Origin of the sequence: Micromonospora sp. NPDC000089 (assembly GCF_042899365.1) — a bacterium.
Classification (GTDB): domain Bacteria; phylum Actinomycetota; class Actinomycetes; order Mycobacteriales; family Micromonosporaceae; genus Micromonospora.
In genome coordinates this window covers 141,507-163,375 of record NZ_JBIAZT010000004.1, presented here as the reverse complement: position 1 = coordinate 163,375, position 21,869 = coordinate 141,507, and the positions used below count along the sequence as shown (strand labels likewise).

Annotated in this window: 22 protein-coding genes; 15 read left to right on the top strand and 7 right to left on the bottom strand. The window is 72.7% G+C overall.

Annotated features, from left to right (window positions below; translation table 11 throughout):
• Positions 1–11 precede the first annotated feature (11 nt).
• On the bottom strand, positions 12–542 hold the full coding sequence (locus ACFY3U_RS10295) for a hypothetical protein (protein ID WP_387198118.1): 531 nt from the start codon (positions 540–542) through the stop codon (positions 12–14).
• Positions 543–623: 81 nt separating this feature from the next.
• Between ACFY3U_RS10295 and ACFY3U_RS10290 the strand changes: the two genes are divergently transcribed.
• Entirely contained in the window at positions 624–1,283 is a 660-nt protein-coding gene (locus tag ACFY3U_RS10290; protein WP_387198115.1) for a hypothetical protein, read from the top strand.
• Positions 1,284–1,291: 8 nt separating this feature from the next.
• On the opposite strand, the gene ACFY3U_RS10285 is transcribed toward ACFY3U_RS10290, so the two are convergent.
• Positions 1,292–1,789, bottom strand: coding sequence for a hypothetical protein (locus tag ACFY3U_RS10285; protein WP_387198112.1), 498 nt, complete (start codon positions 1,787–1,789; stop codon positions 1,292–1,294).
• 67 nt (positions 1,790–1,856) lie between these two features.
• On the opposite strand from ACFY3U_RS10285, the gene ACFY3U_RS10280 reads away from it, so the two are divergent.
• Positions 1,857–2,915 carry an aldo/keto reductase gene (locus ACFY3U_RS10280; protein ID WP_387198109.1) on the top strand — a complete coding sequence of 353 codons (1,059 nt, stop codon included), beginning with the start codon at positions 1,857–1,859 and terminating at the stop codon, positions 2,913–2,915.
• Positions 2,916–3,013: 98 nt separating this feature from the next.
• On the opposite strand, the gene ACFY3U_RS10275 is transcribed toward ACFY3U_RS10280, so the two are convergent.
• Entirely contained in the window at positions 3,014–5,176 is a 2,163-nt protein-coding gene (locus tag ACFY3U_RS10275; RefSeq protein WP_387198107.1) for an elongation factor G-like protein EF-G2, read from the bottom strand.
• A 253-nt stretch (positions 5,177–5,429) separates the two neighbouring features.
• Between ACFY3U_RS10275 and pgsA the strand changes: the two genes are divergently transcribed.
• The 8 genes from pgsA to ACFY3U_RS10235 all read left to right on the top strand — a co-directional run bounded on the left by pgsA (position 5,430) and on the right by ACFY3U_RS10235 (position 12,097).
• Positions 5,430–6,050 carry a phosphatidylinositol phosphate synthase gene (gene pgsA, locus ACFY3U_RS10270; RefSeq protein ID WP_387198104.1) on the top strand — a complete coding sequence of 207 codons (621 nt, stop codon included), beginning with the start codon at positions 5,430–5,432 and terminating at the stop codon, positions 6,048–6,050.
• On the top strand, positions 6,047–6,964 hold the full coding sequence (locus ACFY3U_RS10265) for a phosphatidylinositol mannoside acyltransferase (RefSeq protein ID WP_387198101.1): 918 nt from the start codon (positions 6,047–6,049) through the stop codon (positions 6,962–6,964). Before pgsA ends, ACFY3U_RS10265 begins: the two co-directional genes overlap by 4 nt.
• A gap of 135 nt (positions 6,965–7,099) precedes the next feature.
• Positions 7,100–8,269, top strand: coding sequence for a glycosyltransferase family 4 protein (locus ACFY3U_RS10260; RefSeq protein WP_387198098.1), 1,170 nt, complete (start codon positions 7,100–7,102; stop codon positions 8,267–8,269).
• Positions 8,270–8,277: 8 nt separating this feature from the next.
• Positions 8,278–8,781 (top strand): hypothetical protein, encoded by a 504-nt coding sequence (locus ACFY3U_RS10255; RefSeq protein WP_387198840.1) that lies wholly within the window; start codon positions 8,278–8,280, stop codon positions 8,779–8,781.
• A gap of 132 nt (positions 8,782–8,913) precedes the next feature.
• Entirely contained in the window at positions 8,914–9,837 is a 924-nt protein-coding gene (gene pdxS / locus ACFY3U_RS10250; RefSeq protein ID WP_387198095.1) for a pyridoxal 5'-phosphate synthase lyase subunit PdxS, read from the top strand.
• A 57-nt stretch (positions 9,838–9,894) separates the two neighbouring features.
• On the top strand, positions 9,895–10,500 hold the full coding sequence (gene pdxT / locus ACFY3U_RS10245) for a pyridoxal 5'-phosphate synthase glutaminase subunit PdxT (RefSeq protein WP_387198092.1): 606 nt from the start codon (positions 9,895–9,897) through the stop codon (positions 10,498–10,500).
• A gap of 224 nt (positions 10,501–10,724) precedes the next feature.
• Positions 10,725–11,477, top strand: coding sequence for a YebC/PmpR family DNA-binding transcriptional regulator (locus ACFY3U_RS10240; protein WP_387198089.1), 753 nt, complete (start codon positions 10,725–10,727; stop codon positions 11,475–11,477).
• Positions 11,478–11,482: 5 nt separating this feature from the next.
• Entirely contained in the window at positions 11,483–12,097 is a 615-nt protein-coding gene (locus tag ACFY3U_RS10235; protein WP_387198086.1) for a DUF402 domain-containing protein, read from the top strand.
• A gap of 100 nt (positions 12,098–12,197) precedes the next feature.
• Here the strand turns inward: ACFY3U_RS10235 and ACFY3U_RS10230 are convergent, their stop codons facing one another.
• Positions 12,198–12,434 carry a GntR family transcriptional regulator gene (locus tag ACFY3U_RS10230; protein ID WP_387198082.1) on the bottom strand — a complete coding sequence of 79 codons (237 nt, stop codon included), beginning with the start codon at positions 12,432–12,434 and terminating at the stop codon, positions 12,198–12,200.
• A 186-nt stretch (positions 12,435–12,620) separates the two neighbouring features.
• On the opposite strand from ACFY3U_RS10230, the gene ACFY3U_RS10225 reads away from it, so the two are divergent.
• Together ACFY3U_RS10225 and ACFY3U_RS10220 are read left to right on the top strand one after the other, a co-directional pair.
• The gene (locus tag ACFY3U_RS10225) at positions 12,621–12,824 is read left to right on the top strand and encodes a hypothetical protein (protein WP_387198079.1); all 204 of its coding nucleotides are present in this window, start codon (positions 12,621–12,623) and stop codon (positions 12,822–12,824) included.
• 49 nt (positions 12,825–12,873) lie between these two features.
• A complete protein-coding gene (locus tag ACFY3U_RS10220; RefSeq protein ID WP_387198076.1) occupies positions 12,874–13,443 on the top strand; it encodes a GNAT family N-acetyltransferase in 570 nt (189 codons plus the stop codon).
• A 45-nt stretch (positions 13,444–13,488) separates the two neighbouring features.
• Here ACFY3U_RS10220 and ACFY3U_RS10215 read toward each other — a convergent pair whose 3' ends face one another.
• Both ACFY3U_RS10215 and ACFY3U_RS10210 read right to left on the bottom strand, forming a co-directional pair.
• Positions 13,489–14,439, bottom strand: a complete 951-nt coding sequence (locus ACFY3U_RS10215) for a permease prefix domain 1-containing protein (RefSeq protein ID WP_387198073.1) — start codon at positions 14,437–14,439, stop codon at positions 13,489–13,491.
• Entirely contained in the window at positions 14,436–14,777 is a 342-nt protein-coding gene (locus tag ACFY3U_RS10210) for a PadR family transcriptional regulator (protein WP_387198070.1), read from the bottom strand. The genes ACFY3U_RS10215 and ACFY3U_RS10210 overlap by 4 nt, the downstream gene beginning before the upstream one ends.
• 184 nt (positions 14,778–14,961) lie before the next feature.
• Between ACFY3U_RS10210 and dnaE the strand changes: the two genes are divergently transcribed.
• Both dnaE and ACFY3U_RS10200 read left to right on the top strand, forming a co-directional pair.
• Positions 14,962–18,495, top strand: a complete 3,534-nt coding sequence (gene dnaE / locus ACFY3U_RS10205; RefSeq protein ID WP_387198068.1) for a DNA polymerase III subunit alpha — start codon at positions 14,962–14,964, stop codon at positions 18,493–18,495.
• A gap of 85 nt (positions 18,496–18,580) precedes the next feature.
• Entirely contained in the window at positions 18,581–19,780 is a 1,200-nt protein-coding gene (locus ACFY3U_RS10200) for a YncE family protein (protein ID WP_387198065.1), read from the top strand.
• An 18-nt stretch (positions 19,781–19,798) separates the two neighbouring features.
• Here the strand turns inward: ACFY3U_RS10200 and ACFY3U_RS10195 are convergent, their stop codons facing one another.
• A complete protein-coding gene (locus tag ACFY3U_RS10195; protein WP_387198062.1) occupies positions 19,799–20,659 on the bottom strand; it encodes an SPFH domain-containing protein in 861 nt (286 codons plus the stop codon).
• 138 nt (positions 20,660–20,797) lie between these two features.
• On the opposite strand from ACFY3U_RS10195, the gene ACFY3U_RS10190 reads away from it, so the two are divergent.
• Positions 20,798–21,835 (top strand): aminotransferase class V-fold PLP-dependent enzyme, encoded by a 1,038-nt coding sequence (locus tag ACFY3U_RS10190; protein WP_387198059.1) that lies wholly within the window; start codon positions 20,798–20,800, stop codon positions 21,833–21,835.
• Positions 21,836–21,869: the final 34 nt, after the last annotated feature.

The following is a 21,869-nucleotide window of genomic DNA, read 5'->3' as shown; positions in this document are numbered from 1 at the left end:
CCGCGCTCGGCTCAGCGGTTCCGCAGGCGGATCAGCCGGCGGCGGGTGTCGGTGGCGGTCCGCTCCGCGGCCTCGGCCCGGTCGGCGGCCAGCCGGGCCCGGACGGCGAGCTGGCGCAGCCGGCGCTCCACCATCCGGTCGCCGTGCCGGGCGATCCACAGGCAGACCGCGGCCAGCGGCAGCTCGACCAGCGCGGCCAGCAGCACCGACAGCAGCAGGTCCGGGCCGGCCGGGGTGGTGGTGACGTCGAACCAGGCGTCCACCAGCAGCATGGTGGCGGTGCCGCTGGCCGCGATCACCACCTGCCGGTGACCCCGGTAGGCGTACAGCGCGGTCAGCGCCAGCATCGCCACCAGCCCGAGGTCGAAGCCCACCCAGGCGGCCCGGTAGTGCACGGTCACCGCGTGCCGGGGCAGGGTCACCGCGAGGTAGCCGATCCAGGGCAGGGTGAGCAGTGCCAGCACCGCGAAGGTGGGCGCCACCCAGCGGGGCGCCGGTCGTACCTCGGTCGCCCGCTCGATCTGATCCGCCGTCACACTCATTCCGCCCTCCGGCCGCTGTAGTGCCTCCCGGACGAGATCACGAAACCACGTGGCGCGGGCGGCACCCCTATGATCTCGCCCATGGCCCTGCTGCACCGCGCCACGCTGCGCCCCACCAAGCTCGAACTGCTGGCCGACTGGCTGCCCGGCCGCGGTTGGTACCACGGTCCGGCCGGCGCCGAGGTGGTGCGCGTCGCGGCCTACCGGTTCGACGACCCGGCCGGGGCGGTCGGCATCGAGACGATGCTGGTCAGCGCCGGTGACGGGCCGGTCCACCAGGTCCCGCTGACCTACCGCGGCACGCCGCTCGACGGGGCCGACGGCTGGCTGGTCGGCACCACCGAGCACTCGGTGCTTGGCCGCCGCTGGGTCTACGACGCCTGTGGCGACCCGGTCTACGCCGCCGCGCTGGCCGCCGCCATCCTCGGCGGCGCCGGCCAGGCGGTGGAGTACGTCGAGGTCGACGGTGGGCGGGAGGAGCGGGCGCCCACGATGACGGTCACCAGCGCCGCCGCCGGTGACACCGGGCTGCCCGAGGTGGGTACGCCCCGGCGGGTGGTCGACGCCGACCCGGCACTGATCCGCACCGACACCGTCGAGCTAGTGGTGCTCCGCCGGCCGACCGACCCCGCGTCGGTCCGGGCCGCGTCGATCGACGCCGGCCCGGCGGGGGTCGCGCTGACCGGCAGCTGGCCGGGGCAGCCGACCCCGGTGCCGCTGGCGTACGCCTTCCGCCGCTGACCGCCGCTTCACCGCGGCCCGGTGCTGTCCGCGGTCAGCAGGGCCACCAGCTCCGGCCAGCTCTCCACCCGGTGTACGCCGGGCAGCTGCGCCGCGTGCGCGTCGACCTCCTGCTGGCGGGGTCGGAACAGGTACCGGTGCCCCACGTTGGCCAGGTGGCCCAGCACCTCCAGCTTGTCGTCGACGAAGTGGGTCAGCCCCAGCCGTTCGGCGATCGGCCCCTTCTCCGGCCGGGTCCGGCAGAAGTGCAGCCGGTCCGGGCCGATCCCGGTGCGGGCGTGGAAGTCGTGGTGGGCCAGCCAGTCGCGGGTTCGCCGCTCGGTCGGCTCCTCGCACTTCGACACCACGTACGTCTCGTCGAAGCCACCGACCAGCTGCGCCAGCGCCTCGAAGACCCCCGGCACCGGCGGCGTACGCAGGTAGTTCGGGCCGAAGAACGAGGTGTCCTCGTCGCCCTCGCTGCGCTCGATGATGACCCCGCCGACATCCACGCCCAGTCGTCGCATGTGGTCGATCATGCACGATCGGCGACTTCGGCGCCCCCGGGCCGGGGCGGGGTGGCAGGATGCGGCGATGGCAGCAACGACGCGGACGTTGGGTCGCAGCGGCATCCAGGTCAGCGCCCTCGGCATGGGGTGCTGGGCGATCGGCGGCCCCTGGGCCGAGGGGGAGCGCCCGCTGGGTTGGGGCGCGGTGGACGACGAGGAGTCCCTCCGGGCCGTCCGCCGGGCGTTGGACCTCGGGGTGACGCTGTTCGACACCGCTGACACGTACGGCGCCGGGCACGGTGAGCGGGTGCTCGGGCGGGCGCTCGCCGGCCGGCGGGACGAGGCGGTGATCGCCACCAAGTGGGGTTACACCTTCGACGAGCGGGCCCGGCAGGCCACCGGGGAGGACAGCTCGCCGGCGTACCTGCGCCGGGCGGTGACCGACTCGCTGCGCCGGCTGGGCACCGACCGGATCGACCTCTACCAGCTGCACCTGGGCGACCTGCCGCTGCCCCGGGTGGAGGCGTTGGTCGGCACGCTGGAGCAGCTGGTCGCCGACGGACTGGTCCGGGCGTACGGGTGGAGCACCGACCGGGCCGACCGGGCGGCGGCCTTCGCCGAGGCGGCGCCGCACGCCACCGCGGTGCAGCACACCCTCTCCGTGCTGCGGGACGCCCCGGTCATGCTGGCCACCTGCGACAAGCACGACCTGGCCAGCGTCAACCGAGGGCCGCTCGGGATGGGGCTGCTCACCGGCAAGTTCACCGCCGGCTCGACGCTGCCCCGGGACGACGTGCGCGGCACCGCCCCGACCTGGCTGGAGTGGTTCCGGGGCGGCCGGCCGGCGCCGGAGTGGCTGCGCCGGGTGGCCGCCGTGCGGGGCGCGCTGACCGCCGACGGCCGCACCCTCGCCCAGGGCGCGCTGGGCTGGCTGTGGGCCCGCAGCGGGCGCACCGTGCCCATCCCCGGCTGCCGGACGGTCGCCCAGGTGGAGGAGAACGCCGCCGCGCTCGCCCGCGGCCCGCTCGACCCCGACCAGTTCGCCGAGGTCGAGCGGCAGCTCGCCGCGCTGCGCAGCGCCGCGCTGCGGGACGCCGACCGCCCGCACTGGCCGATGCCCCCGATCCCCAGCGCCCGCCCCTGACCCCGCCCACCCCGTTCCCGCTGTTTCTTGGAAAGCGTGGCCTACGCGCCCGGAATGGCCCCCCTTTCCGGGAAACGGCGGGCGTGCGAGAGGGCGGGTCACGAGCGGGTGGCGTGCTCCTTGCGGGCCTGGTCGGCCAGGTGCGCGGGCATCGGCTCGTAGCGGGCGAACTCCCGGCGGAAGGTGCCGGTGCCGGCGGTCATCGCGCGCAGCTCGACCGCGTACCGGAGCAGTTCGGTGGCGGGCACCTCGGCGCGGACCAGGCTGCGGCCCTCGGCGTCCGGGTCGGGCTCGGTGCCGAGCACCCGGCCGCGCCGGCCGGACAGGTCGCCCAGCACCGCGCCGACCGAGGAGTCGGCGACCCGGATCACCACCTCGTCGACCGGTTCCAGCAGCGCCGGCTGCGCCTTCTCCGCCGCGTCCCGCAGGGCGAGCGCGCCGGCGGTCTGGAAGGCCGCGTCGGAGGAGTCGACGCTGTGCGCCTTGCCGTCGAACAGGGTGACCCGCAGGTCCACCACCGGGAACCCGGCGACCAGGCCGCGGTCCAGCTGGGCCCGCACGCCCTTCTCCACCGACGGGATGTAGTGGTGCGGCACCGCCCCGCCGACGACCTTGTCGACGAACTCGAAGCCGGCGCCGCGGGGCAGCGGCTCCACCTCGACGTCGCAGACCGCGTACTGGCCGTGGCCGCCGGACTGCTTGACGTGCCGGCCGTGACCGCGGGCCGGGGCGGTCAGCGTCTCGCGCAGCGCCACCCGGACCGGCTCGGTGTCCAGCTCGACGCCGCCGCCGCGCAGCCGGTCGAGCACCACGTCGGCGTGCGCCTCGCCCATGCACCACAGCACCAGCTGGTGGGTCTCCGGGTTGCGTTCCAGCCGCAGCGTCGGGTCGCCGGCGACCAGCCGGGCCAGGTTGCGGGCGAGGGCGTCCTCGTCGGCCCGGCTGCGCGCCACGATGGCCACCGGCAGCAGCGGTTCGGGCATCTCCCAGGGGGCGATCAGCAGCGGCTCGTCCCGGGTGGAGATGGTGTCGCCGGTCTCCGCGCTGCCCGACTTGGTGATCGCGCACAGGTCGCCGGCGACGCAGAGCGGCACCTCGCGCAGGGCGGCGCCGAGCGGGCTGTAGAGGTGCCCGACCCGCTCGTCCGCGTCGTGGTCGGGGTGCCCGCGCTCGGCCAGGCCGTGCCCGGCCACGTGCGCCACCAGGTCGGGGCGGAGCGTGCCGGAGAAGACCCGGACCAGGGAGACCCGCCCGACGTGCCGGTCGACGGTGGTCTTGACCACCTCGGCGATCAGCGGCCCGTCCGGGTCGCAGGTCAGCGGCGGCCGCGGCGAGCCGTCCAGCCCGGTGACCGCGGGCAGCTCGTGCTCCAGCGGGGAGGGGAACGCCGACACCAGGCCGTCCAGCAGCGCGTCCACGCCGACCCCGGTCGCCGCGCAGACCGGCACCACCGGGTAGAAGTGCCCGCGGGCGACCGCCTTCTCCAGGTCGGTGGTCAGCACCTCGGTGTCGATCTCCTCGCCGCCGAGGTAGCGGTCCATCAGGGTCTCGTCCTCGCTCTCCGCGATGATCCCCTCGATCAGCTCGTCGCGGGACTCGGCGATGGCCGGCAGGTGCTGCGGGTCCGGTTCGCGGACCGCCGGGGGCAGGCCGTCGGAGTAGTCGTACACCCGCCGGGTGATCAGCCCCAGCAGGCCGGCGACCGACTCGCCGTCGTCGCCGAGCATCGGCAGGTACAGCGGGACGACGTTGTCGCCGAAGAGCCGTTGGCTGAGCGCCACCGCCTCGTCGAAGTCGGCGCGCGGGTGGTCCAGCCGGGTCACCGCGACGGCGCGCGGCAGGTCCACCGCGGCGCACTCCTCCCAGAGGGCGACGGTGGCGGCGTCCATCCCGCCGGCCGCCGAGACGACGAACAGCGCGGCGTCCGCGGCCCGCAGGCCGGCGCGCAGCTCACCGACGAAGTCGCCGTAGCCGGGGGTGTCCAGGAGGTTGACCTTGACGTCCCGGTGCAGCAGCGGGGCGCAGGCCAGGCTGACCGAGCGCTGCTGACGGACGGCCGCCGGGTCATGGTCGCAGACCGTGGTGCCGTCGACCACCGAGCCGGCCCGGCCGATCGTGCCGGAGGCCGCGAGCAGCGCCTCGACCAGGGTCGTCTTGCCCGCGCCGGAGTGCCCCACGAGCACCACGTTGCGAACCCTGTCGGGCTCGGTCACCACCGGCGCGCCGCCGGTGACACCCTTCTCCTGGTTCTTCTGCGCCATCGCGGCGCACCTCCCTCAGCCGGTGGTTGGTGGCGACCGCCGCACGCGACGGGGGAGCGGGCCCGGGCGGGTGCCGCGGCGATATCTTCCGGTGCTCTCCTCGAGGACGGACACGGGGACGGGCGGGCGGGTGAGCTGGCTCACCTCCCCACTTCCGATCTCACACCCGTCGCGAGCCCGACACAAGCCTTCCGCGCCGGTCGGCCGCCCGGCCGTACCGGGCGGTGGGGCCGGCCGTTATCGTGGGACCGCCATGGCGAAGATCTTCCAAGTGACGGCCCGCGCGGGGATGACCCGCGTCGTGGAGCCGGTCGCGCGCGGTCTGCTCCGCGCCGGTGTGTCCCCCAACGCGGTCACCGTGACCGGCACCCTCGGCGTGCTCGTCGGCGCCCTCGGCTTCGGCGCCCGCGGTCACCTCGTCGCCGGGGCGGTGATCGTGACGTTCTTCGCGCTCACCGACCTGCTCGACGGCACGATGGCCCGGATGAGCGGCGGCTCCACGAAGTTCGGGGCCTTCCTCGACTCGAGCATGGACCGGGTGGCCGACAGCGCGGTCTTCGGCGCGGTCGCCTACTGGCTGGCCACCCGGCACGAGTACTCCGGCGTGGCCGCCGCGCTGGTCTGCCTGGCCGCCGGCGGCCTGGTCTCGTACGTCAAGGCCCGCGCCGAGGGGCTCGGGATGACCGCGAACGTGGGCGTCGCCGAGCGCACCGAGCGGCTGCTGATCGTCGGGGTGGGTGGCGTGCTCACCGGGCTCGGGATCGACCGCGCCCTGGAGGTCTCGCTCTGGCTGCTCGCCGCCGTGTCGATCTTCACGGTCGGCCAGCGGATGGTCCACGTGTACCGGCAGGCGCAACCGGCCGGCCGGGAGTGAACCTCACCGAGCTGGGCTACGCCGCCGGCTGGCGGCTGGCCGGGGCGCTACCCCGGCCGCTGGTCGCGGCGGCCTTCCGGGCGGGCGCCGACCGCGCCGCCCGCCGCCCCGGCGGGGGTACGGCCCGACTGCGTGCCAACCTGCGCCGGGTGGTCGGCCCCGAGCTGCCCGAGGCGGAGCTGGACGCCCTGGTCCGGCGGGGCCTGCGCTCGTACGCCCGGTACTGGATGGAGGCGTTCCGGCTCTCCACGCTGAGCCGGGAGCAGATCCTCGCCGGCTTCCGGCTGGAGCCCGCCTCGGTCGACCTGCTCGCGGCCGACGTGGCCGCCGGCCGGGGCGCGGTGGTCGCGCTGCCGCACGCCGCCAACTGGGACGCCGCGGGCGCCTGGGTGGCAGCCACCGGCTGGCCGATCACCACGGTGATGGAGCGGCTCAAGCCGGAGGGGATCTACGAGCGGTTCGTCGCGTTCCGGGCGGGGCTGGGGATGGAGATCCTGCCCACCCACGGCGGCCCGCGCCCCGCCTTCGACGTGCTGCTCGACCGGCTGGCCGCCGGCGCGGTGGTGCCGCTGCTGGCCGACCGGGACCTCTCCGCCCGCGGCATCGAGGTCGACTTCTTCGGCGGTCGGACCCGGATGCCCGCCGGCCCGGCGCTGCTGGCGATCCGCACCGGCGCCCCGCTCTACGTCGCCTCACTCTGGTACGAACCGGACGCCGCGTGCGCCTCGATCGAGGGACCGCTGACCCTGCCGGATCCGGACTCCGCGCCGCTGGACGAGCGGGTCCGCCAGGTTACCCAGCGGATCGCCGACGGTCTGGCGGCGGGCATCGCCCGGCATCCGGAAGACTGGCACATGTTGCAGCGGATGTGGCGCGACCAGCCGGTCACCGCCCCCGCCGCCGACTCGGCCTGAAACGGGGAGGCTCACCGGTGAGCGCGAGGAGTGCAGCGCAGCGGAGCCCCGCAGTCGCGAACGAAAGGCGGGCTCCGGTGAGCGCGAGGAGTGCAGCGCAGCGGAGCCCCGCAGTCGCGAACGAAAGGCAGTGACGTGCGGATCGGCATCGTGTGCCCGTACTCGTTCGACGTGCCCGGCGGCGTGCAGAACCATGTGATGGATCTGGCCGAGGCGCTGATCGGGCTGGGCCACCGGGTGAGCGTGCTGGCCCCGGCGGACGAGGACTCGGCACTGCCGCCGTACGTGGTGTCGGCCGGTCGGGCGGTGCCGCTGCCGTACAACGGCTCGGTGGCCCGGATCGCGTTCGGCCCGGTGTCGGTGGCCCGGGTGCGACGCTGGATCAACCGGGGCGACTTCGACGTGCTGCACGTGCACGAGCCGCTGACCCCGAGCCTGTCGATGCTGGCGGTGCTCTGCGCGCGTGGCCCGGTGGTGGCCACCTTCCACACCGCGATGACCCGGTCCCGGGTGCTCTCCGCCGCGCAGGGGGTGCTGCAGATCCTGCTGGAGCGGATCACCGCCCGGATCGCGGTCAGCGCGCTCGCCCGCAAGGTCCAGGTCGAGCACCTGGACGGTGGGGCGGTGGAGATCCCCAACGGGGTGGCGGTGGCGAAGTTCGCCGGCGTGCCGCCGCTGCCGGGCTGGCCGGGGGAGTGCGCGCCGGGCAGCGGCGGCACGCTCGGTTTCCTGGGCCGCTTCACCGAGCCGCGCAAGGGCTTCCCGATCCTGCGGGACGCGTTCGTGGCGCTGGCCCCGCGACGGCCGGGGCTGCGGCTGCTGGTGGCCGGGCCGGGCGACCCGGACGACCTGCTCGGGCGGTTCCCGGCCGAGCTGCGCGACCGGGTCACCTTCCTCGGCCTGGTCTCCGAGGCGGACAAGGCCCGCATGCTGCGCAGCGCGCACCTGTACGTCGCGCCGAACACCGGCGGCGAGTCGTTCGGCATGATCCTCACCGAGGCGCTGGCGGCCGGCACCACCGTGGTGGCCAGCGACCTGGACGCGTTCCGCCGGGTGCTGGACGGCGGGCGGGCCGGCCGCCTCTTCCCGACCGGTGACGCCGCCGGGTTGCGCGCGGCCCTCGCCGAGCTGCTCGACGACCCGGCGCAGCGGGCCGCGCTGACCGCCTGCGGCGACCTGGTGGTGGCCCACTACGACTGGCCGGTGGTGGCCCGCCGGGTGGTGGAGGTCTACGCGGCGGCCATCGAGGCCACCGACGGCCGGGTGATGGACCAGGAGTGGGTGGGGCTGGGCGGGACGGCGTGACCACTACGATGCCGCACATGTGGTGGGTGGTGGTCGCGGCGGTGGTCGCCGGGCTGGTCGGGGCGTACCTGATCTGGACGGCCGGCCGGGTGGAGCGGCTGCAGACCCGGGCGGAGTCGGCGGCCCGGGCGCTCGACGCGCACCTGCTGCGCCGCGCCGCCGCCGCCGCGGTGCTGGCCGAGCGACGGTACGGCGTCGAGCTGTACGCCGCGGCGCGGATCGCGCTGGACGCGGTGCCCGAGGAGCGGGAGGCCGCCGAGAACGACCTCACCCGGCAGCTGCGCACCGTGCGGCTGGACCCGACGGACCCGGCGTGCGAGGCGGTGATCGCGGCCAGCCGCCGGTTGGGGCTGGCCCGGCAGGTGCACACCGACCTGGTCCGGGACGCCCGGTCGGCGCGGAGCCGCCCGCTGGTGCGGATGCTGGGGATGAGCCGCCGGCACCCGTGGCCCCGCTACTTCGACGTCGACGACCCCACCCTGACCCTGCCGGACGACGTCCGCGCGAGCTGAGCGGGCAGCCGCCACGGCCGGTGACGGCCGACACAGTGCAGGCCACCAGGGGTGCGATTGGCTGTCGGACCGGCGCCGGAGCCGGCATAGCATTCGGGCAGCCACCGCCAGACGTCCAAGGAGCGATGACCCGTGTCCGATTCCACCTCCCCGAACGCCGACGCCACCGCCACGCCCGTCGTCGGCACCGCCCGCGTGAAGCGGGGCATGGCCGAGATGCTCAAGGGCGGCGTGATCATGGACGTGGTCACCGCCGAGCAGGCGAAGATCGCCGAGGACGCCGGCGCGGTCGCCGTGATGGCGCTGGAGCGGGTGCCGGCCGACATCCGCGCCCAGGGCGGCGTGTCCCGGATGAGCGACCCCGACATGATCGAGAGCATCATCGCCGCCGTCTCGATCCCGGTGATGGCCAAGGTACGCATCGGTCACTTCGTCGAGGCGCAGATCCTGCAGTCGCTGGGCGTCGACTACATCGACGAGTCCGAGGTGCTGACCCCGGCCGACTACGCCAACCACATCGACAAGTGGGCGTACACGGTGCCGTTCGTCTGCGGCGCGACCAACCTGGGCGAGGCGCTGCGCCGGATCACCGAGGGCGCGGCGATGATCCGCTCCAAGGGCGAGGCCGGCACCGGCGACGTCTCCAACGCCACCACCCACATGCGGAGGATCCGGCAGGAGATCCGCCGGCTCAGCTCGCTGCCGGCCGACGAGCTGTTCGTCGCGGCCAAGGAGCTGCAGGCGCCGTACGAGCTGGTCAAGGAGATCGCCGAGACCGGCAAGCTGCCGGTGGTGCTGTTCACCGCGGGCGGCATCGCCACCCCGGCCGACGCGGCGATGATGATGCAGCTCGGCGCCGAGGGCGTCTTCGTCGGCTCGGGCATCTTCAAGTCCGGCAACCCGGCGCAGCGGGCCGCCGCGATCGTCAAGGCCACCACCTTCCACGACGACCCGGACGTGCTGGCCAAGGTCTCCCGGGGCCTCGGCGAGGCGATGGTCGGCATCAACGTCGACGAGATTCCGCAGCCGCACCGGCTGGCCGAGCGCGGCTGGTGACCTGACGCGGGGGGGCCCCGTCGAGGGCCCCCGCGCCACCTTCGGAGAGGAGCCGACGTGGCCACGCCCGTCATCGGGGTGCTCGCCCTGCAGGGGGACGTCCGCGAGCACGTCGCCGCCCTGGCCGCGGCCGGCGCGGACGCCCGCCCGGTCCGCCGTCCGGCCGAGCTGGACGCGGTCGACGGGCTGGTGATCCCGGGCGGCGAGTCCACCACCATCAGCAAGCTGGCCGACATCTTCGAGCTGCGCGAGCCGATCGACAAGCGGATCGCCGGCGGGATGCCCGTCTACGGCTCCTGCGCCGGCATGATCATGCTGGCCACCGAGGTGCTGGACGGCCGCCCCGACCAGCGCGGTTTCGCCGGCATCGAGATGACCGTGCGGCGCAACGCGTTCGGCCGGCAGGTCGACTCGTTCGAGGCGCCGGTGCGGATCGCCGGGGTCGACGGCGAGCCGTTCCACGCGGTCTTCATCCGGGCGCCCTGGGTCGAGCGGGTCGGCGCGGATGTCGAGGTGCTGGGCCGGGTGGATGAGGGGCCGGCCGCCGGGCGGATCGTGGCGGTCCGGCAGGGCAACCTGGTGGCCACCTCGTTCCACCCGGAGCTGACCGGGGACCGGCGACTGCACGCGTACTTCGTGGAGCTGGTCCGGGCGACCGGCTGACGGGTCGTACGCCAGGTTTGGTGGGTTTCGTGCCCGGTGGGACGGTGCCGGGCGCGCGGTGCGTGACAGCGGCCCGCCGGACGCCGGTAGGATTGCCGGGATTCGGCAGGGCCAGCTGCCCGCCACGGCTTCCTTCAGGGCTGACCGGCACCGTCCGCGTGCGCCGTTCGGGGGCCGGGCGCGGTGCGGTCGATGCAGACGGCGGGTAGCAACGGAGGTAACAGATGTCCGGCCACTCAAAGTGGGCGACGACCAAGCACAAGAAGGCGGTCATCGACGCCAAGCGCGGCAAGATGTTCGCCAAGCTGATCAAGAACGTCGAGGTCGCGGCGCGGACCGGCGGCGGCGACCCGGCCGGTAACCCGACCCTCTTCGACGCCATCCAGAAGGCCAAGAAGAGCTCGGTCCCGAACGACAACATCGATCGCGCGGTCAAGCGGGGCTCCGGCCTGGAGGCCGGCGGCGCCGACTGGCAGACGATCATGTACGAGGGGTACGGCCCGAACGGCGTGGCCATGCTGATCGAGTGCCTCACCGACAACCGCAACCGCGCCGCCACCGAGGTGCGCACCGCGCTCACCCGCAACGGCGGCTCGCTCGCCGACGCCGGTTCGGTGTCGTACATGTTCTCCCGCAAGGGCGTGGTGATCGTCCCCAAGGGCGGCACCAGCGAGGACGACGTGATGATGGCGGTCCTCGACGCCGGCGCCGAGGAGGTCAACGACCTCGGTGAGGCGTACGAGGTGGTCTCCGAGCCGACCGACCTGATCGCGGTCCGCACCGCCCTGCAGGACGCCGGCATCGAGTACGAGTCGGCCGAGTCCTCGCTCATCCCCAGCATGAACGTGCCGCTGGACGAGGAGGGCGCGCGCAAGATCTTCAAGCTGATCGACGTGCTGGAGGACTGCGACGACGTGCAGAACGTCTACGCGAACTTCGACGTCTCCGACGAGGTCATGGAGGCGGTCGACGCCTGAGCGCCGTGACGCCACCCCGGTTCCCGCCGGGCGACCTGGTCGTCCGGCGGGAAATACTGCGCGGTGAGGTCTGGTTCGGCTGTCCGACCATCTGCGTCGAGGATTCCACCGACCTGCTCGCGCTCTATCTGCCGCCGGGCGCCGAGTTCGGCTTTCCCGAACAGGGCGGCTTTCCCTGCGGCCGGCACCCCTGGCAGGTGGCCGGGCACACCGCCTGGTCGGGGCACGGCAAGCTGATGCTCCAGCGGCCGGGTGAGGCCCACTCGGTCGACATCTTCTGGACCGGTCCGGACCGTGCCTTCGCCGGCTGGTACTTCAACCTCCAGGATCCGTTCCGGCGTACCCCTATCGGGGTGGACACCCTCGACCACGAGCTGGACCTGTGGTGGGCGGTCGACGCCGACCGCTACGTCTGGAAGGACGTCGAGTTGTTCGCCGAGCGTCTGGCCGAGGGGCGCTACCCGGGGATGGCGGACGCGATCCGCGCCGAGGGAGACCGGATCGCGGCCCTGTTGGACGCCGGTCGGTGCTGGTGGGACGAAGGTTGGGCCCGCTGGCGACCGGACCCGTCCTGGGCCGCGCCCCGGCTGCCGACCGGCTGGGAGAGCGTGCCCTGCTGATTCGCGCGCTTCGGCGGGCGGCTCGCGCCGGTGGGGCGGGCCGTCCGCTGCGTGCTCAGCTGATCACCTCGCATTGCCGGGGGTCCTGGCCGCCGCGAAGTCAGCTTTCCGGCTGACCGACGTACGTGCCCCGCTGGGGGACCGTGTAGACCAGCCCGCGGTCCCGCAGTTCCGCCACCACCCGCCGCGCTGTGCCCCGGGCGATGCCGAACTCCTGCACCAGCGCCGACTCGCTCGGGATCGGCCGATGGGGCGCGAGGGCTCCGGTGGCGATTCGCTCGGCCACAATGTCCGCCACCTGCCGGTAGACCGGCACCGGGCCGTCAGGGTCGATCATGAGACCGACGCTAGTTGAGCAGGCACGACACGGTTGCTCTAGCTACGTATCTAGACGTACATGCTCGTACAGGCTTATCCTGAGGCCGGGTTCGGCCGGCGAAGTGATCGTGCGGGCCGTCGGTGAGCGGTCCGGGTGCCTGATCGGGGATCGGTGCCCGGACCTGCCGTTACGGAGGGACCAGACGTGCCGATGGACGACGGGCCGATCACGCCCGCCCTGGTGATCTGGACGGCCCAGCGGGTGGTGACGCAGCACCGCGAGCCGCCGAACGCGCACCGGGCCACCGGTCGCTGCGCACAGTGCCGCGACGCTCGGTGCGACATGCTCGACTGGGCGCGCGAGGTGCTCCGCGCCCATCGCCGAGCCGGCCGGCGGCGGCCGGCCTGACGGGCGGAAACCGCTGGGCGGGGCGGCGCTGGGGACGTACCCTCCGCGGATGTTGATCCCCGACCTGCCGATCCGGACCGACCGGCTAGACCTGCGCCTGTTCGGCGAGGGCGACCTCGATGTCCTGCACTCCTACCAGTCCCGCGCGGACGTCACCCGTTACCTCTACTTCGAGCCGAACGACCTGGAGGGCAGTCGACGGGCGCTGGAGCGCAAGCGGAGCCGCGACGCGCTGCGGGCCGAGGGCGACGTGCTGAACCTGGCCGTGGTGCTGCGGGAGACCGGCGCGGTGATCGGGGACGTGATCCTGGTCTGGACCAGCGCCGCGCACCGGCAGGGCGAGATCGGCTACGTGTTCCACCCCGACCATGCCGGCCACGGGTACGCGACCGAGGCGGCCCGGGCGATGCTGCGGCTCGGCTTCGACGGCCTCGGCCTGCACCGGATCGCCGGCCGGCTGGATGCCCGCAACACCGCCTCGGCCCGGGTCCTGGAGCGGCTCGGCATGCGCCGCGAGGCGCACCTGCGGGAGAACGAGTTCGTCAAGGGGGAGTGGACCGACGAGCTGGTCTACGCCGTACTGGCCCGGGAATGGCGGGCAACCGCCGGCCCGACGTAGGCGCGACCGGCCCGGCGCCCTCGTGTGCGCCGGGCCGGTCGCGGGTCAACGGTTCGCGCGGTACGTCTTGATCGCCGCCTCGACCATCCCCCAGATCAGCACCAGGGCCGCCCCGGCGGTGGCGATGGTGATCACGGTGTCGAGGTTGCCCGGGTCGCGCAGCCACTCGACCCGGTCGAGCAGCGCCGGGTTGAGCAGCTGGTCGGAGCGCAGCAGCCACACCACTGGCAGCCAGAAGGCCAGGTCGAGGGCGACCCGCGCGCCGAACAGCGGCCAGGTCCACCGCCCGATCCGGTACTTGACGATCTCGAAGAGCGCGCCGAGCAGCAGCACGGCCAGCAGCACCGGCAGCCAGTCGTTCCACAGCGCCGGGTCGAGCAGCGGGATGTCCCGCCCGTCGGGCCCGGGGACCCAGGAGCGGAAGTGCTGCCACACCAGGAAGCCGCCGAGCAGCACCAGCATCACCACGCCGGCGCAGGTCTCCGGCAGCCGGGTGTCCCGCTCGACCGGAGCCTCGGGGAGCTTGTCCGGCGTCCAGGCGGGCAGCTCCAACGGGGTGCGGGTGCGCTCCAGGACGGCGAAGACCAGAGTGGTCCAGAAGGCGATCTGCACGGCGGCCTGGATGGCGGCACTGATCCCGGCGCCCACCGCGCCGCCGGGCGCGTCGGAGGTCGCCGCGTGGACCACGCCAACGATCACCCCCACCGTGGCCGGGATGTAGGTGAGCAGCCGGCGCAGCAGGTTCCACCAGATCAGGTAGTAGGTGGGGCCGATCAGGTGCAGCACCCGGTCGGTGTAGCGGGCGGCGAGCAGCTCGGGCGCCCCCAGCTCGGTGAGCACCTCGCGCTCGGCGGTCGCCGGGTCCTGCCCGGCGCCGGCCCGGTCCTCGACCATGTCCCGGATCGAGGCGCGCAGCTCGCCGGCGATCTCCTCGCGCCGCTGCGGCGGCACGGTGCGCAGGGTCGCGGCGAGATAGCGGTCGGTCAGGGTGTTCATCGGTCCACTCCTTCGATCAGCCCGGTGACGGAGGCCTGCACGGCGGCGAGGTCGTCGAGCAGCCGGGTCAGCACCGTCTCGCCCTCGGCGCTGGTCCGGTAGAACTTGCGCGGCCGGCTCTGGTCGGTGTTCCACTCGCTGGTCAGCAGCCCCTGGTCCTCCAGGCGGCGCAGCAGCGGATAGAGCGTGTTGGCGTCGACCGGGAAGCCGTGGTCGGTGAGCCGTTGCAGCAGCGCGTAGCCGTAGCCCGGTTGGCGCAGCGCGACCAGGCTGGCCACCACGACGGTGCCGCGGCGCAGCTCCTGGAGGTGGGTTCGGAGGATCTCGTCGCTGCCCATGCGTCACACCATACTGTATGCCACACACTATTGCCAGCGCGGACAGCAATGTGTCCGTCCGGACGTGTTCCGAGGGAGACGGTGGCCACCCTCGGCGCGGACGGTGGAGCCGCGCGAGCGGCCTCGGTAGGGTGGGCCGGTCGACTCCGACGCAGCTTGATCAACACCCCGGGGGGCGCCACGCATGGCCGACTCGTTCGCGCATCTGCACGTGCACACGGAGTACTCGATGCTCGACGGGGCGGCCCGGCTCAAGGACCTCTTCGCCGAGGCCAAGCGGCTCGGCATGCCGGCGGTGGCGATCACCGACCACGGCAACATGCACGGCGCGAACGACTTCTACAACCAGGCGATGGCCGCCGGCGTCACCCCGATCCTCGGTGTCGAGGCGTACGTGGCGCCGGAGTCGCGCTACCACAAGGCGCGGGTCAAGTGGGGTCGGCCGGAGCAGAAGCGCGACGACATCTCCGGAAACGGCGCGATCACTCACAAGACCATGTGGGCGCGCAACGCCCAGGGCCTGAAGAACCTGTTCACCCTCAACTCGCGCGCCTCCATGGAGGGCCACTACGTCAAGTGGCCGCGGATGGACATGGAGCTGATCGCCGAGCACGCCGAGGGGATCATGGCCACCACCGGCTGCCCGTCCGGCGCGGTGCAGACCCGGCTGCGGCTGGGTCAGTTCGACGAGGCGCTCAAGGTCGCCGCCAGCTACCAGGACATCTTCGGCAAGGAGAACTACTTCCTGGAGATCATGGACCACGGCATCGAGATCGAGCGCCGGGTCCGCGACGGGCTCACCGAGATCTCCCGCAAGCTGGACATCCCGCCGGTGGTCACCAACGACTCGCACTACACCCACGAGGCCCAGGCCACCGCGCACGACGTGCTGCTCTGCGTACAGACCGGCAGCAACGTCGACGACCCGAACCGGTTCCGCTTCGAGGGCGGCGGCTACTTCATCAAGTCCGCCGACCAGATGCGCGCGGTCGACTCGTCCGAGCTGTGGCAGGCCGGCTGCCGCAACACCCTGCTGGTCGCCGAGAAGGTCGACCCGACCGGGATGTTCGAGTTCCACAACCTGATGCCGCGCTTCCCGGTCCCCGAGGGGGAGACCGAGGAGTCCTGGTTCCGCAAGGAGACCTTCGCCGGCCTGGCCCGCCGCTACCCGAACGGCATCCCGCAGGGGCACGTGGTGCAGGCCGAGTACGAGCTGGGCGTCATCAACCAGATGGGCTTCCCGTCGTACTTCCTCGTGGTCGCCGACTTCATCCAGTGGGCCAAGAGCCAGGGCATCGCGGTGGGCCCGGGCCGTGGCTCGGCCGCCGGCTCGCTGGTCGCGTACGCCCTGGGCATCACCGACCTGGACCCGATCCCGCACGGGCTGATCTTCGAGCGGTTCCTCAACCCCGAGCGGGTCTCGATGCCCGATGTCGACATCGACTTCGACGAGCGTCGGCGCGGTGAGGTGATCAAGTACGTCACCGACAAGTGGGGTGAGGACAAGGTCGCCCAGATCGCCACCTTCGGCACGATCAAGGCGAAGGCCGCGATCAAGGACTCGGCCCGGGTCCTCGGCTACCCGTACGCGGTCGGCGACCGGATCACCAAGGCCATGCCCCCGGCGGTGATGGGCAAGGACATCCCGCTCACCGGCATCTTCGACCCACAGCACCCGCGCTACGCCGAGGCCGGCGAGATCCGTGGCCTGTACGAGTCCGACCCGGACGTGCGCAAGGTGATCGACACCGCCAAGGGCATCGAGGGGCTGATCCGGCAGACCGGCGTGCACGCGGCCGGCGTCATCATGTCCGCCGAGCCGATCATCGAGCACATCCCGCTGATGCGCCGGGACGCCGACGGGGCGATCATCACCCAGTTCGACTACCCGACGTGCGAGTCGCTCGGGCTGTTGAAGATGGACTTCCTCGGCCTGCGCAACCTGACGATCATCGACGACGCGGTCAAGAACATCGAGCTCAACCACGGCGAGAAGCTCGACCTGCTGGCCCTGCCGCTGGACGACAAGGCCGCCTACGAGCTGCTGGCCCGGGGCGACACGCTGGGCGTGTTCCAGCTCGACGGCGGGCCGATGCGCTCGCTGCTGCGGCTGATGAAGCCGGACAACTTCGAGGACATCTCCGCCGTCCTGGCGCTCTACCGGCCCGGCCCGATGGGCGTCGACTCGCACACCAACTACGCGCTGCGCAAGAACGGCCTCCAGGAGATCACCCCGATCCACCCGGCCCTGGAGGAGCCGCTGCGGGAGATCCTGGCCCCCACCCACGGCCTGATCGTCTACCAGGAGCAGGTGCAGCGCGCCGCGCAGATCCTCGCCGGCTACACCCTCGGCCAGGCCGACCTGCTGCGCCGAGCGATGGGCAAGAAGAAGAAGGAGATCCTCGACAAGGAGTTCATCCCCTTCCGGGACGGCTGCCGAGCCAACGGTTACCCCGACGACGCCATCCAGGCGGTCTGGGACGTGCTGGTGCCGTTCGCCGGGTACGCCTTCAACAAGGCGCACTCCGCCGCGTACGGGCTGGTGTCGTACTGGACGGCGTACCTCAAGGCGCACTACCCGGCCGAGTACATGGCCGGGCTGCTCACCTCGGTGGGCGACGACAAGGACAAGATGGCGCTCTACCTGTCGGAGTGCCGCCGGATGCGCATCCAGGTGCTGCCGCCGGACGTGAACACCTCGGCCGGTCCGTTCACCCCGGTGGGCAAGGACATCCGCTTCGGCCTGGCGGCGGTGCGCAACGTCGGCGCGAACGTGGTCGCCTCGATCATGCGCTGCCGGGAGGAGAAGGGCGAGTACGCCGACTTCTACGACTTCCTGTCCAAGGTCGACGCGGTGGTCTGCAACAAGAAGACCATCGAATCGCTGATCAAGGCCGGCGCGTTCGACTCGCTGGGGCACCCCCGCAAGGGGCTGCTCGCGGTGCACGCCGACGCGATCGACGCGTACGCCGACGTCAAGCGCAAGGAGGCCGTCGGCCAGTACGACCTGTTCGGCGCCGGCTTCGGCGACGCGGACACCGGCGGCAGCACCACGGTGATGCCGGTCATCTCCGACAGCGAGTGGGACAAGCGGGACAAGCTCGCCTTCGAGCGCGAGATGCTCGGCCTGTACGTCTCCGACCACCCGCTGTTCGGCCTGGAGCACGTGCTCGGCGCGGCGGCTGACACCACCATCGCAGCGCTGTCGGAGGAGGGCACCGTGCCGGACGGCGCGGTGGTCACCCTGGCCGGCATCCTCTCCGGGGTGCAGCGCCGGGTCACCAAGCAGGGCCGGGCCTGGGCCTCGGCCACCCTGGAGGACCTGGCCGGCGGGGTGGAGACGCTCTTCTTCCCGAACACCTACGAGGTGATCGGCCAGTACATCGCCGAGGACGCCATCGTGGTGGTCAAGGGGCGGGTGGACCGCCGCGACGACACCCCGCGGATCATGGCGATGGACATGTCGATGCCGGACGTCAGCAGCAACCCGGGCAGCAAGCCGGTCACCCTGACCATCCCGGTGCACCGGTGCACGCCGCCGTTGGTGGAGCGGCTCAAGGAGACGCTGGTGCTGCACCCGGGCGACACCGAGGTGCACGTCAAGCTGCTCAACGGCGGTAAGACCACCACGCTGCGACTCGGGCCGTTCCGGGTGGCCGCCACCACCGCGCTGATGGGTGACCTGAAGAGCGTGCTCGGCCCGGCCAACGTCAGTTGACCCGGTCCGCCGTGTGAGATCGGCCGATATGGGGCGGAATGTCGCTTATTGTCGGTGGATGATGTCGTGTCGTCGCCTCCGGGCCGTGGTCCCCGCCCTGGCGCTGGTGGCCGGCCTCGCGTCCTGCACCGACCGGCCGCCCACCGACAAGGCCGATGCCGGGCCGACCCCGGCCGGACCGAGCTCGACCGGGCCCGCGTCGGTCCGGCCGACCGCGGCCGGGCCGTCGGCGAGCGCCTTCGGCCCGCTGGTCGCGGGCATGCCGACCTATCCGGCGGCCGGCAACGTCTACGCCGCCGCCGGCCCCGACCAGCTGACCGAGGCGGTACGCGGTGACCGGTCGATGGTGTACGTGCCGAACACCAAGAGCAACGACGTCTGGTTGATCGACCCGGGAACGTACCAGGTGGTGGGGAAGTTCCCCGGAGGCCCGGAGCCCCAGCACGTCGTCCCCTCCTACGACCTGCGGACGCTCTACGTGGCGTCCAGTCAGTCTCCGCGGGGTGGTCTGATCCCGATCGACGCGCGGACCGGTGAGCCGGGCGAGTTCCGCAACCTCGAGGACGTCTACAACCTCTACTTCACCCCGGACGGCAAGCAGGCGATCGTGGTCGCCGAGGAGTACCAGCGACTGGACTTCTACGACCTGGCCAGCTGGCAGCGGGTGCGCTCGGTGCGGTTCCCCGAGTGCGGCGGCGTCAACCACATGGACTACTCCGCCGACGGCCGGACCATGCTGTTCAGTTGCGAGTTCGCCAACCGGATGCTGGTGCTGGACACCGCCTCCCTGCGCAAGGTGCGTGAGTTCCGCCTCACCCGGACGCCCGACGGGATGCCGCAGGACACCCGGCTGACCCCGGACGGGCAGCACTTCCTGGTCGCCGACATGCGCGCCAACGGGGTCTACGTCTTCGACGGCCAGGCCACCCGGCAGACCGCGTTCATCCCCACCGGCCGGGGCGCGCACGGCATCTACTTCAGCCGGGACGCCCGACAGGCTTACGTCACCAACCGGGAGGAGGGCACGGTGACCGTGCTCGACCTGGCGAGCCTGAAGAGCACCGCGACCTGGCGGATCCCGACCGGCAGCCCCGACATGGGCGGCCTGTCCGCCGACGGCAAGGTGCTGTGGCTCTCCGGGCGGTTCACCGACGAGGTGTACGCGTTGAGCACCGCGACCGGCAAGCTGCTGGCCCGGATCCCGGTCGGCAAGGGCCCGCACGGCCTCACCGTCTGGCCTCAGCCCGGCCGCTACTCGCTGGGCCACACCGGAAACATCCGCTGACGGTCACCGGGGCGGACCTCACTTGCCCCCGGTCACGATGCCCGGGTTGATGCACAGGCCGGGGCTGCTGCCGTTCTTCTCGGCGATCTCCAGGCAGCGGGACACCTTGTCGACCTTGGCGTTGGTCTCGGTGATCTGCTTCTGGATGTCGGCGTTCTTGCGGTCCTGCTCCAGGTTGCGGGTCTGCGCGAGCTTGTCCTGGAAGGCCTTGATGTTGCCCTCGGTCTTGTCGTCGTGGTTCACCCGGGTGATGGTGACCGAGAGGATGTCGACGTCCCCGGAGAGCCGGGTCTCGGCGTTGCCCCGGATGCCCTCGGCGAACGGCTTGAGGTCGACGTTCAGGTTGCCGGTCCGGGCGTCGATCCGCTCCAGCGGGTTGTACGAGGCGAAGGCGTCGTTGACGGCGCTGTCCAGCTGCACCCCGACCCGCTGGCCCCGGAAGCTCTCGAAGTCGCCCTTGTAGTCCATGAACTGTTTCGGCGCGTTCTCGGGCTTGACCTGCCACTCGACCAGCACCTCCACGCAGGCGTCGGCGAGGGTGCCGGTGCGCACCCGGACGCAGCGGTCGCCGCCGATGTGGTCGTACTTCTGCCGGCCGGCGTCCCACTCGCCCACCTTCTGCCAGGGGGCGACCCACTTCAGGCCGGAGCCGGTGATCTTGCCGGTGGGCTTGTTGAAGCTGGTCACGATCCCGACGGAGCGGATCGGCACCGAGTGCGCGCTGGCCGCCACCGTGAAGATCAGCGTCCCGACGAGGCAGCCGAGCGCGATCAACGCGGACAGCTGCTTGACGCCCCGGTTCCGGGCGGCGGCCGCCACGGCGCCGGCGATCACCAGCCCGACTCCGAGAATGACGGCGAGCGTGAAGCCGATCGGCACGGGCCTCCCCTTCCAGGGTGCGTCACTGTGTGGATCATCAACGTAAGGCAGCCTGTCAACGCCGGCCGCCGGACGGTGGGGCCACCACCACGGGATTGGCGCTGACCCTCGGCGGACGCGGTCCCTAGCCTCGATGGCATGGAACTGGAGCAGGCACAGAAGCTGTGGCAGCCGGAGCCCGGCTGGTTGAACACCGCCACCTACGGGCTGCCACCCGACCCGGCGTGGACGGCGTTGCAGGAGGCGCTGGCGGGCTGGCGGGCGGGACGGATGTCCTGGGAGGGCTGGTCGGAGTCGACCACCCGGGCACGGGTGGCCTTCGCCGGTCTGGTCGGGGTGGCGCCGTCGGACGTGGCGGCCGGCGCCACCACCTCGCAGCTGCTCGCCCCGGTGGCCGCCGCGCTGCCCCCGGGCGCCACCGTGGTGGTGCCCGAGGTGGAGTTCACCTCCAACCTCTTCCCGTGGCTGGTGCAGCAGGAGCGCGGCGTACGGGTCCGCACCGTGCCGCTTGCCGGGCTGGTCGACGCCATCGACGCCGGCACCGACCTGGTCGCGTTCAGCCTGGTGCAGTCGGCCGACGGCGCGCTCGCCCCGTACGACAAGGTGGTCGCGGCGGCTCGCGCCCATGGCGCCCTCGTCGTGGTGGACGCCACCCAGGCCTGCGGCTGGCTGCCCTTCGACGCCTCGCTGGCCGACGCGGTCGTGGTATCGGCGTACAAGTGGTTGATGTGCCCGCGCGGCACGGCCTTCGCCTACCTGGCGCCGGAGCTGCGCTCGCGGATGCGCCCCGATGCCGCCAACTGGTACGCCGGTGCCGACCCGCACGCCTCCTACTACGGCCCGCCGCTGCGACTGGCCGACGACGCCCGGCGGTTCGACATCTCCCCGGCCTGGTTCAGCTACGTGGGCGCCGCCCCGGCCCTGGAGCTGCTCGCCGAGATCGGACCGGCCGCCGTGTACGCGCATGACGTGGCGTTGGCCAACCGGTTCCTCGCGGGGCTGGGTCGGCCGCCGGGGGAGAGCGCCATCGTCTCGGTGGACGTGCCCGACGCCCAGGAGAAACTGGCCCGCGCCGGGGTACGGGCGGCGGTCCGCGCCGGGCGGGTCCGCGCCTCGTTCCACCTCTACACCACCCAGGCGGACGTCGATCTGGCCCTGTCCGCCCTGGCGGACTGACTGCGGTGCAGATCTTGGTGAGTTGTGGTTCGGA

Excerpts from the sequence above, each read along its gene's own strand:
- ACFY3U_RS10240 (WP_387198089.1), top strand. The coding sequence starts at position 10,725 with ATGTCCGGCCACTCAAAGTGGGCGACGACCAAGCACAAGAAGGCGGTC.
- pgsA (WP_387198104.1), top strand. The coding sequence starts at position 5,430 with ATGGCGAAGATCTTCCAAGTGACGGCCCGCGCGGGGATGACCCGCGTC.
- ACFY3U_RS10290 (WP_387198115.1), top strand. The coding sequence starts at position 624 with ATGGCCCTGCTGCACCGCGCCACGCTGCGCCCCACCAAGCTCGAACTG.
- ACFY3U_RS10190 (WP_387198059.1), top strand. The coding sequence starts at position 20,798 with ATGGAACTGGAGCAGGCACAGAAGCTGTGGCAGCCGGAGCCCGGCTGG.
- dnaE (WP_387198068.1), top strand. The coding sequence starts at position 14,962 with ATGGCCGACTCGTTCGCGCATCTGCACGTGCACACGGAGTACTCGATG.
- ACFY3U_RS10220 (WP_387198076.1), top strand. The coding sequence starts at position 12,874 with ATGTTGATCCCCGACCTGCCGATCCGGACCGACCGGCTAGACCTGCGC.
- ACFY3U_RS10255 (WP_387198840.1), top strand. The coding sequence starts at position 8,278 with ATGCCGCACATGTGGTGGGTGGTGGTCGCGGCGGTGGTCGCCGGGCTG.
- ACFY3U_RS10280 (WP_387198109.1), top strand. The coding sequence starts at position 1,857 with ATGGCAGCAACGACGCGGACGTTGGGTCGCAGCGGCATCCAGGTCAGC.
- ACFY3U_RS10285 (WP_387198112.1), bottom strand. The coding sequence starts at position 1,789 with ATGCGACGACTGGGCGTGGATGTCGGCGGGGTCATCATCGAGCGCAGC.
- ACFY3U_RS10295 (WP_387198118.1), bottom strand. The coding sequence starts at position 542 with ATGAGTGTGACGGCGGATCAGATCGAGCGGGCGACCGAGGTACGACCG.
- ACFY3U_RS10230 (WP_387198082.1), bottom strand. The coding sequence starts at position 12,434 with ATGATCGACCCTGACGGCCCGGTGCCGGTCTACCGGCAGGTGGCGGAC.
- ACFY3U_RS10215 (WP_387198073.1), bottom strand. The coding sequence starts at position 14,439 with ATGAACACCCTGACCGACCGCTATCTCGCCGCGACCCTGCGCACCGTG.
- ACFY3U_RS10275 (WP_387198107.1), bottom strand. The coding sequence starts at position 5,176 with ATGGCGCAGAAGAACCAGGAGAAGGGTGTCACCGGCGGCGCGCCGGTG.
- ACFY3U_RS10210 (WP_387198070.1), bottom strand. The coding sequence starts at position 14,777 with ATGGGCAGCGACGAGATCCTCCGAACCCACCTCCAGGAGCTGCGCCGC.